The sequence below is a fragment of the Vibrio sp. 1167 genome, assembly GCF_033340375.1.
Classification (GTDB): domain Bacteria; phylum Pseudomonadota; class Gammaproteobacteria; order Enterobacterales; family Vibrionaceae; genus Vibrio; species Vibrio alginolyticus.
This window is the reverse complement of record NZ_JAWOWK010000005.1, coordinates 19,697-35,274: the sequence shown is the minus strand read 5'-3', so window position 1 is coordinate 35,274 and position 15,578 is coordinate 19,697. Positions and strand designations below refer to the sequence as shown.

The window sequence follows — 15,578 nt, the reverse complement described above, 5'->3', positions numbered from 1 at the left end:
AACCCGCGGATAGATTTTTGACGTCTATTTGCAGCACCTGTCAGAGAAACAGTATAGGGTTAGCTGTCTTATGGTGATATTCCGAGGTTACAGTGAGTAAACGACTACTCAAGTCTGGCATGATCGTCAGTGCTATGACATTTATTTCCCGCGTTCTTGGCCTAGTTCGTGATGTTGTAGTGGCAAATTTAATGGGGGCAGGAGCAAGCGCAGACGTCTTTTTCTTCGCCAATAAAATTCCTAATTTTTTACGACGTTTGTTTGCTGAAGGTGCTTTTTCCCAAGCGTTTGTACCTGTTTTAACGGAAAGCCATGCTCAAGGCGACATGGATAAAACTCGGGAGCTCATTGCTCGTGCGGCGGGTACATTAGGGGTGATAGTCTCAATTGTTACCATCTTAGGTGTTCTAGGTTCCGGAGTGGTGACTGCACTGTTTGGTTTTGGTTGGTTCCTAGACTGGATGCATGGTGGTCCCGCGGCTGAGAAGTTCGAACTTGCTAGCGTGATGCTCAAGATTACCTTTCCTTATTTATGGTTCATCACTTTTGTTGCCCTATCGGGAGCCATTCTCAATACACTAGGTAAGTTTGCGGTTTCTTCGTTTACTCCCGTCTTCCTCAACGTAATGATCATTTTGGCAGCATGGTTTATCTCGCCGCAGATGTCACAGCCAGAGATTGGTCTTGCCATCGGTGTTTTCCTTGGTGGTTTGGTTCAGTTCTTATTTCAAATCCCTTTCCTTATTAAAGCGGGGGTTATGGTTAAGCCGAAATGGGGCTGGCGCGCTCCGGGCGTGGTGAAGATCCGAACCTTAATGATTCCTGCTTTGTTCGGTGTGTCGGTAAGCCAAATCAACTTGTTGTTTGATACTTTTATTGCCAGCTTTCTGCAAACCGGTTCGATCAGTTGGTTGTACTATTCAGATCGCTTGTTGGAATTCCCGTTAGGTCTGTTTGGTATTGCTATTGCAACGGTGATTTTACCAGCATTATCACGCAAACATGTTGACGCACAAAATGAAGGATTCGCACAAACCATGGACTGGGGGGTGCGCATGGTGATCTTACTTGGCCTTCCTGCAATGCTTGGTTTGATGGTACTGGCAAAACCTATGTTGATGGTGTTATTCATGCGAGGTGAGTTTTCGCCACAAGACGTACATCAAGCATCATTGTCACTCTTTGCTTACGCTTCAGGCTTGTTGAACTTTATGCTGATTAAAGTGCTCGCTCCGGGTTATTACTCGCGTCAAGACACTAAAACGCCAGTGAAATACGGCATCATTGCGATGGTGACCAACATGGTATTTAATGCAATTTTTGCGTACTTCTATGGCTACGTTGGCTTGGCTATCGCGACGGCACTATCGGCATTTGTGAATATGGCACTGCTGTATCGTGGCCTGCACATCGCAGAGGTATACCAAATCACTAAGCGAACCGTCTTCTTTATTATACGTTTAGCTATTGCTGGCGCGGCGATGGTGGCGGCAATCTTATGGCAACTGGAAGATATGTCAGTATGGCTGGGCTGGAGCTTTGCTCACCGAAGCGCGGTGCTAGGGATGTTGATCGGTTTAGGAGCCGTGGTTTACCTAGTGGTTCTATTTTTAACTGGTGCGCGTTTAAAAGACCTAAAAGCTGGGACAGACTGAGGGTGATTAGTATATAATCCGTCAGTTTCACACAGTGTAAAGTAAAACAGAGGCAGAAAGCAGTATCCAATGGAACTGATTAGAGGCATTCACAATATCAACCCGCGACATCATGGTTGTGTGCTGACTATTGGCAATTTCGATGGTGTCCATAAAGGCCATCAACAAGTATTGCAGCAAGTGTCTGAGCAAGCGGACAGGCTATCCTTGCCTTCTGTTGTGATGACCTTTGAACCTCAGCCGATGGAGCTGTTTGCCAAAGACAAGGCACCTGCAAGGTTGACGCGATTACGCGATAAGTTCGTGCAATTGAGTAAGCTCGATATTGACCGCTTACTGTGTGTCAATTTCAATCGCCATTTTGCAAGTTTAACCGCGGAAGAGTTTATCCGTGACTTGTTGGTCGAGCGTTTGGGTGTTAAGTTTCTTGTCGTTGGTGATGATTTCTGCTTTGGCAAAGGCCGTACAGGTAACTTTGCAATGCTGCAGGAAGCAGGGGAAAAATACGGCTTTGATGTCGTAAGTACCCAGAGCTTTTGTTTACAACAATTACGTGTCAGCAGTACGGCTATCCGGCAAGCGCTGGCGCGTGACGATTTGCATTCCGCGCAACAGATGCTGGGAAGAAACTACAGCATCAGCGGTCGTGTTTCTCACGGAAGAAAGCTAGGTCGAACCATTGGGTTCCCTACTGCAAATATTCCTTTGAAACGCTGTGTTTCTCCGGTTTCCGGAGTCTATGTTGTTCAAGCGCTTGGCTTAGGAAATAAGCCAGTTGGTGGTGTTGCTAATATTGGTCAAAGACCAACCGTCAATGGTGTTCGCCAACAGTTAGAAGTGCACTTATTCGACTTTCATGCCAATTTATATGGCAAGCAACTAGAAGTGGAACTTTTGCATAAACTTCGAGATGAGCAAAAGTTTGAGTCGTTTGAAGCACTTAAACAACAAATCGAATTGGATGCTGAAGCAGCAAGGGTGTGGCTGCGTCAGCTTAAGCGTTGAGCGGTTTATTCCACCGTTCAACATAATGTCTAATTTTCGCCCAATATAACGGAATTAAGAATCGATGAGTGAGTATAAAGATACCCTGAACTTACCTGAAACAGGGTTTCCAATGCGCGGCAACCTGGCCAATCGTGAGCCAGAAATGCTTAAGCGTTGGTACAAAGAAGATCTTTACGGTGAAATCCGTAAAGCTAAGAAAGGCAAAAAGTCATTCGTATTGCACGATGGCCCTCCTTACGCAAATGGTGACATTCATATTGGTCACGCACTAAACAAGATTCTTAAAGACATTATTATTAAATCCAAAACACTTTCAGGTTTTGACGCACCTTACATCCCAGGCTGGGACTGCCACGGTCTACCAATCGAATTAATGGTAGAGAAGAAAGTAGGTAAGCCAGGCCAAAAAGTGACAGCAGCGGAATTCCGCGAGAAATGTCGTGAATACGCAGCAGGTCAGGTTGAAGGTCAGAAAGAGAGCTTCAAACGCCTTGGTATCATGGGTGAGTGGGACAAGCCATACCGCACTATGGATTTCGCAACTGAAGCGAACATTATTCGTGCTCTTGGTAAGATCGCAAGCAATGGTCACCTGCTAAAAGGTTTCAAACCTGTTCACTGGTGTACAGACTGTGGTTCTGCTCTTGCTGAAGCGGAAGTAGAATACAAAGATAAAGTATCGCCATCTATCGACGTTCGTTTTAAAGCGGCTGACGAAGCGGCACTGCTATCTAAATTTGAACTGACAGAAGGTCATGAAGGTCACGGTGACGTATCTATCGTTATCTGGACAACAACACCTTGGACACTGCCTGCAAACCGCGCAGTATGTCTACGTGATGATCTAGAGTACGTGCTTATCCAAACAGAAGGCGACAACGCTGAGCGTATCATCGTTGCTGCTGAGCTAGCGAAAGACGTAATGGACCGTGCGGGTATCGAGCACTTCCACAACCTTGGCTTTGCTAAAGGTGCGGACCTAGAGCTTTCTCAATTCCAACACCCATTCTACGATTTCACTGTACCGGCGATCCTTGGTGATCACGTTACGACTGATTCAGGTACTGGTGTTGTTCACACTGCTCCTGGTCACGGTCAAGAAGACTTCGCGGTTGGTAACAAGTACAACCTAGAAGTAGCAAACCCAGTTGGCTCAAACGGTGTTTACCTACCAGATACAGAGCTATTTGCTGGTCAGCACGTATTTAAAGCGAACGATGCAGTAGTAGAAGTACTAAAAGAAAAAGGTGCACTACTACACCACCACGCTTACGAGCACAGCTACCCACACTGTTGGCGTCATAAGACCCCAATCATTTTCCGTGCTACACCTCAATGGTTCGTTTCTATGGACCAAGCTGGCCTACGTGCTAAAGCATTAGAGTCAATCAAGAATGTAGAGTGGATGCCTGAGTGGGGTCAAAGCCGCATCGAAGGTATGATCGAAGGTCGCCCTGAGTGGTGTATCTCTCGTCAACGTACTTGGGGTGTGCCAATTGCTCTGTTTGTTCATAAAGAAACAGCAGAACTTCATCCAAACACGCTAGAGCTGATCGAGAAAGTCGCTAAGCTGGTTGAAGAGAAAGGCATCCAAGCATGGTGGGATGTAGATGCCGCTGAACTACTAGGTGCTGACGCTGACCAATACGAAAAAGTGCTAGATACGCTAGACGTATGGTTCGATTCAGGTGTCACTCACTTCTCTGTTGTTGATGCTCGTGAAGAGTACAACGGCAACAGTGCAGACCTATACCTAGAAGGTTCTGACCAACACCGCGGTTGGTTCCAATCTTCTTTAATTTCATCTATTGCGATGAAAGACGAAGCACCTTACAAACAAGTACTGACACACGGTTTCGTGGTTGACGGTCAGGGTCGTAAGATGTCTAAATCTATCGGTAACGTGGTTGCGCCAAAAGACGTAACCAACAAGCTAGGTGCTGACATTCTTCGTCTATGGGTTGCTTCTACAGACTACACTGGTGAAGTTGCGGTTTCTGATGAAATCCTAAAACGCAGCGCAGATGCGTACCGTCGTATCCGTAACACAGCGCGTTTCTTCCTAGCTAACTTGAGCGGCTTCAACCCTGAAACAGACATCGTTCCTGTTGAAGAGATGGTTGCGCTAGATCGCTGGGCGGTTGGTCGTGCACTAGCAGCACAAGAAGAGATTGTTAAAGCATACGAAGAGTACAACACACACGGTGTAACTCAGCGTCTAATGCAATTCTGTTCAATCGAAATGGGCTCTTTCTACTTAGACGTAATTAAAGACCGTCAGTACACAGCAAAACGTGGCGGCAACGCTCAACGTAGCTGTCAGACTGCACTTTACTACATCGTAGAAGCGCTAGTTCGTTGGATGGCGCCAATCATGTCGTTCACTGCAGATGAAATCTGGAACGAAATGCCAGGTCAACGCGACAAGTTCGTATTCACTGGTGAGTGGTTCGACGGTCTATTCGGTCTTGCTGAAGGTGAAGAGCTGAACAACGAATTCTGGTCTGAGATCCAAGCGGTTCGTGGTGCGGTAAACAAACTTCTAGAAGATGCGCGTAAAGAGAAAACCATTGGTGGTGCACTACAAGCTGAAGTGACTCTATTTGCTGATGACGCACTAGCGGCGAAGATCAACAAACTTGAAGATGAACTGCGCTTTGTTCTACTAACCTCTGCGGCGAAAGTTAAGCCTCTAGGTGAGAAGACGGATGCAGCACAAGCCACAGATATCGAAGGCTTATTTGTTGAAGTAGCAGCAGCTGAAGGCGAGAAGTGTGATCGTTGTTGGCACCACACGCCAGACGTAGGCACAATTGAAGGTCACGAGAAAATCTGTGGTCGTTGTGTGTCTAACGTAGACGGCGAAGGTGAAGTACGTAAATTCGCGTAATTGCCTAGAACGACTGAACTTTTTTTTAAATTAACAGCCCCAGTATTTACTGGGGCTGTTTGTAGGTAAAGTAATGAGTGAAAAAGCACTGACGTTAAAGCAATCTGGAGTTCGCTGGCTGTGGTTAGCAATTCTGGTATTTATTGCAGATATTGGCATCAAATTGGTGGTGATGGACAACATGGGCTACGGATGGGCAAACCGAATTGAGGTGTTGCCATTCTTCAACCTACTTTACGTTCATAACTACGGTGCCGCTTTCAGCTTCTTGAGCGATCAAGCTGGTTGGCAGCGCTGGTTATTTACAGGTATCGCGTTTGTTGTTACGGGTCTTTTGACCTACTGGATGAGTAAGCTTCCAGCAAAAGAAAAATGGAACAACATTGCTTATGCACTGATTATTGGTGGTGCAGTGGGCAACGTGTTTGACCGCGTCGTTCATGGCTTTGTTGTTGATTACCTAGACTTCTTCTGGGGTAACTACCACTGGCCAGCATTCAACCTTGCTGACATGGCGATCTGTATTGGTGCGGCAATGATTATTCTGGATGGCTTCCGTAAAAAAGACGCTGACAAGTAATCTTTTGCGGTATATCGAATAACCCTAAGCGTCGTCCGTTGATTCGAGCGACGCTTTTTATTATGTTGGAGCGCCAATCAGCATATCAATGTATAAAAAGACCAAGCTGACAGCGTAATAACCCAAGAACAAGGAAGCATTAACGTGACAACAATAACCAATGAATCGGTAGTAACCCTTCACTTTACGATTAAAATGAAAGACGGATCGGTTGCAGATAGTACTCATAACATGGGTAAACCAGCGAAATTTGTTATGGGTGATGGCAGCTTGAGTGAAAACTTTGAGCAGTGCTTGATAGGCCTCGAAACAGGCGCACAAAAAGCGATTGAGCTAAAGGCAGAAGACGCGTTTGGTATGCCAAACCCTGATCATATTCACTATATGGATCGCACTAAATTTGTAGGTGATGCAGAAGTGGAAGTTGGTACAATCATGGCCTTCAGTGGCCCTGATGGCATGGAAATCCCGGGCATTATTACAGAGATTGCAGGCGATTCAGTCACTGTGGACTTCAACCATCCTCTAGCGGGACAAGACGTGACTTTCGAAGTTGAAATTTTGTCAGTAGAATAGCGAACCAAATAAAAGATAACTTCCATGAGCAATGAAATGAAAATCCTGTTAGCTAACCCACGTGGTTTCTGTGCTGGTGTTGACCGCGCGATTAGCATCGTAGAGCGTGCGCTAGAGATGTATCAGCCACCGATTTATGTGCGTCATGAAGTGGTGCATAACCGTTTTGTGGTTGAAGGTCTAAAACAGCGTGGTGCTATCTTCGTTGAAGAGCTGCATGAAGTGCCAGACAACAACATTGTGATTTTTTCTGCTCATGGTGTATCGCAGGCGGTTCGTCAGGAAGCCAAGCTGCGTGATTTGACCGTATTTGACGCAACGTGTCCTTTAGTAACCAAAGTGCATATGGAAGTGGCGCGTGCGAGCCGTCGTAATATGGAAGTGGTTCTGATTGGTCACGCAGGTCACCCTGAAGTCGAAGGTACGATGGGGCAATACGCCAGTGAAACCGGTGGTATGTACTTGGTTGAAACTCCAGCCGATGTCGAGAAACTGAAGGCGATTGTGAAAGATCCATCCGATCTTCATTACGTAAGCCAAACGACGCTTTCTGTCGATGAAACTGCCGATGTTATCGAAGAGCTACGCCGCGTGTTCCCAGATATCCAAGGTCCACGTAAAGACGATATCTGTTACGCGACACAAAACCGCCAAGATGCCGTACGTGAATTAGCTGGTGACGTAGATGTGATGGTTGTGGTGGGTTCTAAAAACTCATCAAACTCTACACGTCTTAAAGAGCTAGCTGAAAAGCTAGGGACACCTGGCTACTTAACCGACTGTCCGGAAGATATCAAACCTGAGTGGTTCGAAGGCAAAACAAAGGTCGGCGTGACTGCGGGAGCATCTGCTCCGGAAGAGCTCGTTAATCAGATTCTAGAGCGAATCAAAGAACTCGTCGGTGCCGAAGCGGTTGATGAAGTACTTGGCCGTGAAGAGAATATGTTCTTTGAAGTACCTAAAGAACTGCAAATCAAGCAAGTGGATTAGTCTCCATTTATCGAATATTCAAAAGGCGACCTGTGGGTCGCCTTTTTTACATCTCTCTTAACTCATTTAGGTAATCACGAATTTGGTCTTTTCCTAAACCATCGATAATCATATCAGACATCTTCGTGATTCTTCGCTCAAGCGACTGAGCAACCTTTTCGCAATGTGCGTACATGTCTTCATCAGAACCATCGGTCGGAAAAGCATCAACTTGCCAGTTTACTCGAACACCACCTGCAAGCCACTGAGGAGCGGTTTCTTGATGTAAAGAATCACAGAGAATAATAACGATGTCGGGAAGAAACTGAGTTCGCTCCTCCCATGAATGCGTGTGGATATGCGGAATGGGGAGTTGGTGGTCATCTAAGTATTTTTGCACCAATGGGTGCACCTTGCCTGTGGGATGTGAGCCTCCACTGGTGACACTAAAATCTGCTGGCAGGATATTGGTTGCGATTGACTCCGCGAGGACGCTTCGTCCAGCGTTGTGCTTACATATGAATAATACTTTATACATCGTCGCCTCGTCTTTTCAGAGCGTCCTATTTATACGCTAGCGGAAACTCAGCGATGATGTGTGAAGTTTTTGTGTTAGTGGCTAATGCCGAGCATCTCTTTGAGCACCTTTAAGTAGCGGCGGCTTACTGGTATCTCAAAGCCTGTTTTGGTGATGATTTCCGCTAACCCATTTTCCAGTAACTTGATTTCGCTAATTGCTTTAATACTGACTAAGTATTGACGATGGCAGCGGACTAGAGGGGTTTTCTCTTCCAACGTTTTTAATGTCAGTTGGGTGCTCGCGGTTTGGCTGGTGGAGCGTACATGCACGCCGCTGATATCACTGTAAGCACATTCCACCGTGTCGGTGGCCATGATAACGATGCGGTTGTGTCCGATGCACGGTATCTGATCCAACGTGTCAGGTGTAATAGCAGACAGTTGTTGCGTTAGGGCGGATTGGCTAATGACTTTGTTTAGTCGTTTGACCGTTTTAGTTAACCGGCATGGGTCGACAGGTTTGAGCAAGTAATCAAAGGCATTGTCTTCAAATGCTTGAATCGCATACTGATCATAAGCCGTGACAAAAACCACATAAGGCATGGTTTCTGGATCAAGCATCCCTAGTAATTCAATCCCCGTGACTTGAGGCATTTGGATATCGAGAAACACCACATCAGGCTTGAGTTCATTGATTTTTTTTAGGCCAAGGATTGCGTTTGAGGCATCGCCCACGACCTCAACTTGGCCTGTTTCATCCAGTAACTCTGCTAGCTCTTCACGAGCAAACTGTTCATCATCAATGACGAGTGCGGTTAACATCCAACATTACCTTTATTGCTTCAGCGTGCTTTTATGATTTTGGGGGAATGATAAAGCTCATTTTAGTAAATTGATGTGGCTCGCACGTGATTTTTAGCGCTGCATCACGTCCAAATTGATTAGTGAGACGTTTGTCGACAATTTCTAAACCTAGCCCTGAGTGGTTTTCTTTTGGCGGTTCAAAACTGCCTGCGTTGTCTTCGACGATAATCAAGTGACCTTGTGGGTGTGCTTCGCTGTAGATATGAACTTTACCACCTTCAAGCATGTTTGAAATGCCATGCTTAATGGCATTCTCAACCAAAGGCTGGAGTGTAAAGCTTGGTAATTTGATGTCCAGCAATTCAGGTTGAATATCGATTTCAACCTCTAAGCGGTCCGTAAAACGCGCTTTTTCGATGCTCAAGTACGAGTTCACATGTGCAAGCTCTTCCTTTAACGTCACGGTATTAATGTTCTGCTTTAAATTGCTGCGGAAGAAGTGCGATAAATTTTGGATTAGCTCGCGCGCTTTGTCAGGGTCACGACGAGTAATCGCACTAATAGTATTGAGTGCATTAAACAAAAAGTGTGGATTCACCTGAGCGTGAAGCAATTTTATTTCTGCTTGGGCGAGTAAGGCTTGTTGTTGTTGGTAATCGCCATAAAGGATTTGGCTAGATAGAAGCTGGGCTATTCCTTCCGCCATCGACATGTTGGCCGTCGAGAACAATTTACGCTTCGGTTCATACAGCTTTATGGTACCAATGACCTCTTTCCCTGCACGCAGTGGGATGATCAGCGCAGATCCGAGCTTGCAATCTTTTGCAATGGAGCATTGGTATGGACGCTCCGCGCCATCAAGATAAATGATGTCGTTTTTCTCCATGGAGTCTAATGTGCTTTGCGATGAAATCGGCGTGTTTGGTTTATGGTGATCATCGCCAATACCCACAAACGCCAAGATTTTTTCTTGGTCAGTAATCGCGACAGCGCCCACTTTGGTTTCTTCGTAAATAATACGCGCGATTTTCTCTGCGTTTTCGGTGTTGAAGCCGTTGCTTAGAATTCCCACTGAGCGATCAGCAATGGTGAGCGCTCGACGCGAAAACGTCGCAGAAAACTTTTCAAAGATTGCTTTTCTGTCTTGCAGGATACTCATGAACAACGCCGCACCAAATGAATTCGCGATGATCATAGGCGCTGCAATAGCGGACACCAGTTCATAGGCTTGATCAAAAGGTTTCGCGACGGCGAGCAGCAAAATCATTTGCACCACTTCTGCAACAAACGTGACGCTGAATACGACGCTTGGATTAAACAGCAATGCGCCTTTATTTCGCTTGATAAGGTAAACGTGGAGTAAGCCACCAATTACGCCCTCGGCGGTGGTTGAAATTGCGCAGGCTAGGTCAGTAAAGCCACCAAGAGAGTATCGATGGATGCCACCAGTAAATCCGACGGCGAAACCTACAACAGGTCCACCAAACAGCCCGCCCATAACTGCGCCGATCGCACGAGTATTGGCAATAGCATCGTTGATGTGCAGACCGAAATAGGTGCCGAGAATACAAAAGCCAGAGAAGAGTACGTAACAAATTAGGCGGTGGCTTAAGCGCGAAGAAATACTCAGCAAAGGTAAGATGATTGGCGTTTTACTTAGCATGTAAGCCAAAACTAAGTACACACACATCTGTTGTAAAAGGGAGATGACCAGTTCCATAGTGAACCTAACCTAGAATCAATGTTGTTATTGTATACCTAAGTAACCTCAAGATGCTTGGCTCAGATAGATAAGAACAGCTAAGTAAATGATGCTGCGCTGTGCTTTCTGAACCTTAAAGTGACTTGGGTATAAAACAAAAAGAGCCTGCAATTGGCAGGCTCCTATCTTAGTCACTCAGATGTGACGAGTATTACGCTGTTTCTGATACGGCTTGTGGTTTCTCTTCGTCAGCCAGTTCAGTTTCACCTTTACCCTTAGAGGTTTTGATAACGTAACCTGTCACAGCTAGGGCAAACACAATACCTACGATAGTTGATAGTTGCATTGGCAGACCAAAACCTAGCGAGCTGTTGTTTAAGATGAACGTGACACATACCGTGGTCATGAAGATAGCTGGGATAGTGGTAATCCAGTGCAGCTTGTTGTGACGCAGAAGGTAAGCGGACGCAGTCCAAAGCATCATTACCGCTGTTGTTTGGTTTGCAAAACCGAAGTAGCGCCAGATAATGCCGAAGTCTACTTGAGTTAAGATACCGCCGATAACGAACAGTGGAAGTGCCATCAGTAGACGGTTACGTAGCGTTTTTTGTTCCATGTTGAAGTATTCAGCAAGGATCAAGCGGCTTGAACGGAACGCTGTATCGCCAGACGTAATTGGTAGGATAACCACCCCCAGGAACGCAAGGATACCACCGAACACACCTAGCAGACCAAATGATGCGCTGTATACCACGTTACCAGGGCCACCGTTTTTCACAGCTTCTGATAGAGCGTCTAGAGAGCCGAAGAAAGACAGAGCGATAGCACACCAAATTAGCGCGATAACACCTTCACCAATCATTGCACCGTAGAATACGAAGCGACCGTTTTTCTCATTTTCCATACAACGCGCCATCAGTGGAGACTGAGTTGCGTGGAAGCCAGAGATAGCGCCACATGCGATAGTGATGAACAATGCAGGCCATAACGGCATGTCATTTGGGTTGAGGTTAGAGAACATGTCCGAAACTTGGAAGTCACCCATTACTGTGTGTTCGCTAGAGAAAGCAACGGCTGTCATTAGGCCAACAGACATAAAGATAAGTAGGGCGCCAAACAGTGGGTAGAAACGACCAATGATTTTATCGACAGGAACAATCGTCGCAATGATGTAGTAAGCAAAGATAGCAATAACCATTGTAGTCATGCTTACGCTCAAGCTTGTTTGATCATTGATGAGGTTAGTAATCATGCCAGCAGGGGCTGAAACGAACACTACGCCAACTAGAAGCAATAGGACAATGGCAAAAATATTCATAAAGTGTTTTGCGCCATTACCTAGGTAGCGACCTGTAATGGTAGGTACAGATGCACCGCCGTTACGCACTGAAAGCATGCCTGAGAAGTAATCGTGTACTGCACCAGCAAAAATACAACCGACTACAATCCAAAGCATCGCCGCAGGACCGTATAGTGCCCCCATGATCGGGCCAAAAATTGGACCAACACCTGCGATGTTAAGTAGTTGAACTAGGTAAACTTTCTTTGTTGACATTGGAACGAAGTCAACACCGTCCGATTTGGTGTGAGCTGGCGTTTGGCGTTTTTCATTGATGCCGAAAATCTTCTCGACGAAAGCGCCGTAGATGAAGTATCCGCCGATTAGGGCTGCGACACAGGTTAGAAACCACATCATAGCAATTGTCCTTGGTCTTAGTTGGGTAGGGTAATTTTTTAATCTCAGGATGCATGTTATGCGTCGCTTGTGTTAAATGCATTCGGTTAGTAGATGAGTGGTCGAATAGAGCACTGAGTGGTCGATATGCTGCTTGAGCGGTTTTTAAAAATGGCGAAAGGTTGATGACAGTCTTGAGCGGCTGATTTGAGTCATCAGTGGTTAAATCTGCAAGCTCAGCGGCAAGCGCCAATAATTAGTGGTAAGCTTATTTTTGAAAACAATTACTTAAGGAAGAACCATGAAAAAGGTAACGGTAGGTCTGGCACTGGCTTTACTTGCAGGATGCACAGCAACGACAGCAGATCTTGCCAAGTCGGGAGATTGGCATCAGATCGGATATCAAGATGGCATAACCGGACACACATCGCGCACGATGAGCGAGCTTCGTGAGTTGGGTAGTGTTAAGCAAAGTGACTACGACCAAGGTTATTTAGAAGGTTTACGTGAGTACTGTAATCCTGCTTTTGCGTATCAAATGGGGTTATCTGGTCAGTATTACGAAGGGGTTTGTGAAGGTACTGAGCAAGCGCAAAAATTCCGCATGGAATGGCAACGTGGTTGGAATGAATACTCAAATTAATAGTCAATAAAGCCGTTGTTACACTGTCTGCATCACATAAATGTGGCAAAATCTTCCTTATTAAACTATGTTCATATTGCTTGATAGTGAGCACAGAAAAAAAGGAATCACATTATGTCAACGCAAATGGCTGGTGGCTGGAGTCCATTTCATGAACTCACAGCAGAGAATAAAGAAGTATTTGCTAAAGGTATCGAGGGGTTTGTCGGTGTCAAATACTCCCCTTTGGTTGTGGCTACTCAAGTCGTAGCCGGACAAAACTATGCGTTTTTCTGTAATGCAGAAGTTGTCTACCCTGGAGCACAACCATACCCAGCAATGGTTCATATGTTCAGTGACCTTGAAGGTAAAGTCGGTATTACTCACATTGAACGATTGAACTACTAAATTAAGCCATAAAAGGCGCCTGACTTTTAAATAAGTGAGGCGCTTTATTGATTAAGATTGATTAGTTTGCACGATCACGACTTTTCTTAAATATCCTTGCTTGGCGTTCAGTTGCTCAGTCGCGCTTTCTCTATCCAGCCCGGTTAAAATCATCAAAATCGCTAACTTGGCGTCGTAGTCCGTTTCTTTGAGCGCCGTTTTAGCCTCTTGGTTAGTACAATCTGTTGCTTGCATAACAATACGAGCCGCTCTTGCAACTAGCTTTGCATTCGTCGCTTTCACATCTACCATTAAGTTCTGATAACTTTTGCCTAGGCGAATCATGCTTGCGGTAGTGAGCATGTTCAGTACGAGTTTTTGTGCTGTCCCTGATTTTAAGCGAGTGGATCCCGTTAACGCTTCAGGTCCAACAACGGGGCTAATCGCAATATCAGCAATATCTGCAATCGGAGAGTCAGGGTTACAAGATAGTGCTACAGTGGTGGCACCAAGCTCGTTCGCATACTCTAAGCCACCAATCACGTAAGGTGTTCGTCCACTTGCCGCAATACCAACGACGACATCGCGTTGTGTTAGCGTATTCTCTTTAAGATCTTGCTCGCCTAATGTAGGGTCGTCCTCCGCCCCTTCTTTTGCACGGAACATTGCCTCTTTTCCACCGGCAATAATACCAACGACCATCTCTGGATCTGTGCCAAAAGTTGGTGGGCATTCTGAAGCGTCCAAAACGCCAAGTCGACCACTGGTACCCGCACCGATGTAAAACAACCGACCTCCGACCTTAAATGCTTCCGTGATCTTATCAACGGCTTCAGCGATCTCAGGCAACACTTTTTCAACGGCAAGAGGAACGAGTTTGTCCTGTTGGTTGATGCGTTGAACAATATCGAGAGAAGGCAGCAAGTCGATGTCCATGGTGTCTGGGTTTCGCCCTTCAGATACCAGATGGGATAAAGCTGCGATAAGTGCATCGTTCGTCATAATGAATTAAGCCTTTTTGTTTAGGATCTATTGCCCTTAATTTTTTGAATAGAGTACACCCAGTGAAGCGAGACGACTTGCCCCCGTAACTTCCGGTAAGTTGCTAGGGAGGTCGTGAATATGGCGCTGCGCAAGCCAAGCAAACGCCATTGCTTCCATGTAGTCGCCATCAACGCCTTTTTCTGCCGTTGTCGCAACGCTCCATTGTGGCAATAACTTAGCTAGTCGCTGCATCAAAAGTGGGTTTCTTGCTCCACCGCCACAGACCAATAGTTGAGGTGTGATGCCATGAGAAAACTTGTCGACTTCGTTGGCAATGGTAATTGCAGAATACTCGCAAAGTGTACGTTGTACGTCTTCGATTGGTAAATTGTGATGGGCCAGTTGTTGATGCAGCCAGTCAATATTGAACAGTTCTCGTCCGGTACTTTTAGGGGCTGGCATGGCGAGGTAAGCTTCTTTGAGTAATTGAGTCAACAAAGTAGCGTTTACCGTTCCTTTAAGTGCAAATTGTGCATCTTCGTCGAAGCTTTGCCCTTTATGCAGCGCACACCATGCGTCCATCAACATATTGCCCGGGCCTGTGTCATAGCCAATGACTGGTTGTTCTGGATGCAGTACAGAGATATTGGCAATGCCTCCAATGTTAAGCACCACAGTTGTGGAATCCTGCATCGCAAAAATGCTTTTATGGAAAGCAGGGACGAGTGGGGCACCTTGTCCACCTAGCGCCATGTCTTTACGACGAAAATCCGCTACCGTATCAATGCCTGTCTTGACCGCGATAATGTTGGCATCGCCCAATTGAGTGGTAAACGGCAAGTTTCCGGTAGGCTGATGGAACACTGTTTGACCGTGATTACCAATCGCACGAATTTGCTCTGCGACGTAACCAGACTTATTGAGCAGCTGTAACACGGCATCTGCAAATAGGTGGCCGAGCTGGTGGTCAAGTTCACCTATGGTTTTTAAATTTGTTGCTTGACCGGTACAAACAGATAACAGCATGTCTTTTAGCGCTGCGGGCATTGGGTAGTCGTCGTGCGCAATCAGGCGAACATGCTCATCGCTTATTTCAACTAGAGCGGTATCAACGCCATCCATACTCGTTCCAGACATCACACCAATGTACAGTTCGTTAAATTTCATAGCCGATCTCGTCAATTCTTCATTCACTTATTGTAAAGCA

Annotated in this window: 14 protein-coding genes; 8 read left to right on the top strand and 6 right to left on the bottom strand. The window is 45.9% G+C overall.

Annotated elements, in window-relative coordinates:
- The first annotated feature begins 92 nt into the window (after positions 1-92).
- From murJ to ispH, 6 genes are all read left to right on the top strand, one after another.
- Positions 93-1,655: a murein biosynthesis integral membrane protein MurJ gene (gene murJ / locus R7Z78_RS12185; RefSeq protein WP_104975868.1), complete on the top strand. Its 1,563-nt coding sequence runs from the start codon at positions 93-95 to the stop codon at positions 1,653-1,655.
- Between the two features lie 69 nt (positions 1,656-1,724).
- Entirely contained in the window at positions 1,725-2,660 is a 936-nt protein-coding gene (gene ribF, locus R7Z78_RS12180; RefSeq protein WP_005381933.1) for a bifunctional riboflavin kinase/FAD synthetase, read from the top strand.
- A 64-nt stretch (positions 2,661-2,724) separates the two neighbouring features.
- On the top strand, positions 2,725-5,553 hold the full coding sequence (gene ileS, locus R7Z78_RS12175; protein WP_017821497.1) for an isoleucine--tRNA ligase: 2,829 nt from the start codon (positions 2,725-2,727) through the stop codon (positions 5,551-5,553).
- Between the two features lie 73 nt (positions 5,554-5,626).
- Positions 5,627-6,133: a signal peptidase II gene (gene lspA / locus R7Z78_RS12170; protein WP_005385948.1), complete on the top strand. Its 507-nt coding sequence runs from the start codon at positions 5,627-5,629 to the stop codon at positions 6,131-6,133.
- Between the two features lie 144 nt (positions 6,134-6,277).
- A complete protein-coding gene (gene fkpB / locus R7Z78_RS12165) occupies positions 6,278-6,709 on the top strand; it encodes an FKBP-type peptidyl-prolyl cis-trans isomerase (RefSeq protein WP_005381922.1) in 432 nt (143 codons plus the stop codon).
- Between the two features lie 24 nt (positions 6,710-6,733).
- A complete protein-coding gene (ispH, locus tag R7Z78_RS12160; RefSeq protein ID WP_017636164.1) occupies positions 6,734-7,699 on the top strand; it encodes a 4-hydroxy-3-methylbut-2-enyl diphosphate reductase in 966 nt (321 codons plus the stop codon).
- Between the two features lie 46 nt (positions 7,700-7,745).
- Here the strand turns inward: ispH and R7Z78_RS12155 are convergent, their stop codons facing one another.
- The 4 genes from R7Z78_RS12155 to R7Z78_RS12140 form a co-directional block, all read right to left on the bottom strand.
- Entirely contained in the window at positions 7,746-8,216 is a 471-nt protein-coding gene (locus R7Z78_RS12155; protein WP_017821496.1) for a low molecular weight phosphatase family protein, read from the bottom strand.
- Positions 8,217-8,290: 74 nt separating this feature from the next.
- Positions 8,291-9,019 (bottom strand): two-component system response regulator BtsR, encoded by a 729-nt coding sequence (btsR, locus tag R7Z78_RS12150; RefSeq protein ID WP_005381917.1) that lies wholly within the window; start codon positions 9,017-9,019, stop codon positions 8,291-8,293.
- 31 nt (positions 9,020-9,050) lie between these two features.
- Positions 9,051-10,721, bottom strand: coding sequence for a sensor histidine kinase (locus R7Z78_RS12145; protein WP_104975869.1), 1,671 nt, complete (start codon positions 10,719-10,721; stop codon positions 9,051-9,053).
- 193 nt (positions 10,722-10,914) lie between these two features.
- Positions 10,915-12,399, bottom strand: a complete 1,485-nt coding sequence (locus R7Z78_RS12140; RefSeq protein WP_005381914.1) for a carbon starvation protein A — start codon at positions 12,397-12,399, stop codon at positions 10,915-10,917.
- Between the two features lie 280 nt (positions 12,400-12,679).
- Between R7Z78_RS12140 and R7Z78_RS12135 the strand changes: the two genes are divergently transcribed.
- Both R7Z78_RS12135 and R7Z78_RS12130 read left to right on the top strand, forming a co-directional pair.
- The gene (locus tag R7Z78_RS12135) at positions 12,680-13,021 is read left to right on the top strand and encodes a DUF2799 domain-containing protein (protein ID WP_005381912.1); all 342 of its coding nucleotides are present in this window, start codon (positions 12,680-12,682) and stop codon (positions 13,019-13,021) included.
- Between the two features lie 114 nt (positions 13,022-13,135).
- On the top strand, positions 13,136-13,408 hold the full coding sequence (locus R7Z78_RS12130; RefSeq protein WP_005381911.1) for a hypothetical protein: 273 nt from the start codon (positions 13,136-13,138) through the stop codon (positions 13,406-13,408).
- A 51-nt stretch (positions 13,409-13,459) separates the two neighbouring features.
- Here R7Z78_RS12130 and murQ read toward each other — a convergent pair whose 3' ends face one another.
- On the bottom strand, positions 13,460-14,389 hold the full coding sequence (gene murQ / locus R7Z78_RS12125; RefSeq protein WP_169644213.1) for an N-acetylmuramic acid 6-phosphate etherase: 930 nt from the start codon (positions 14,387-14,389) through the stop codon (positions 13,460-13,462).
- Between the two features lie 36 nt (positions 14,390-14,425).
- Positions 14,426-15,538, bottom strand: coding sequence for an anhydro-N-acetylmuramic acid kinase (locus R7Z78_RS12120; RefSeq protein ID WP_104975870.1), 1,113 nt, complete (start codon positions 15,536-15,538; stop codon positions 14,426-14,428).
- Positions 15,539-15,578: the final 40 nt, after the last annotated feature.

Excerpts from the sequence above, each read along its gene's own strand:
- ribF (WP_005381933.1), top strand. The coding sequence starts at position 1,725 with ATGGAACTGATTAGAGGCATTCACAATATCAACCCGCGACATCATGGT.
- ileS (WP_017821497.1), top strand. The coding sequence starts at position 2,725 with ATGAGTGAGTATAAAGATACCCTGAACTTACCTGAAACAGGGTTTCCA.
- lspA (WP_005385948.1), top strand. The coding sequence starts at position 5,627 with ATGAGTGAAAAAGCACTGACGTTAAAGCAATCTGGAGTTCGCTGGCTG.
- ispH (WP_017636164.1), top strand. The coding sequence starts at position 6,734 with ATGAGCAATGAAATGAAAATCCTGTTAGCTAACCCACGTGGTTTCTGT.
- R7Z78_RS12155 (WP_017821496.1), bottom strand. The coding sequence starts at position 8,216 with ATGTATAAAGTATTATTCATATGTAAGCACAACGCTGGACGAAGCGTC.
- btsR (WP_005381917.1), bottom strand. The coding sequence starts at position 9,019 with ATGTTAACCGCACTCGTCATTGATGATGAACAGTTTGCTCGTGAAGAG.
- R7Z78_RS12145 (WP_104975869.1), bottom strand. The coding sequence starts at position 10,721 with ATGGAACTGGTCATCTCCCTTTTACAACAGATGTGTGTGTACTTAGTT.
- R7Z78_RS12140 (WP_005381914.1), bottom strand. The coding sequence starts at position 12,399 with ATGATGTGGTTTCTAACCTGTGTCGCAGCCCTAATCGGCGGATACTTC.
- R7Z78_RS12135 (WP_005381912.1), top strand. The coding sequence starts at position 12,680 with ATGAAAAAGGTAACGGTAGGTCTGGCACTGGCTTTACTTGCAGGATGC.
- R7Z78_RS12130 (WP_005381911.1), top strand. The coding sequence starts at position 13,136 with ATGTCAACGCAAATGGCTGGTGGCTGGAGTCCATTTCATGAACTCACA.
- murQ (WP_169644213.1), bottom strand. The coding sequence starts at position 14,389 with ATGACGAACGATGCACTTATCGCAGCTTTATCCCATCTGGTATCTGAA.
- R7Z78_RS12120 (WP_104975870.1), bottom strand. The coding sequence starts at position 15,538 with ATGAAATTTAACGAACTGTACATTGGTGTGATGTCTGGAACGAGTATG.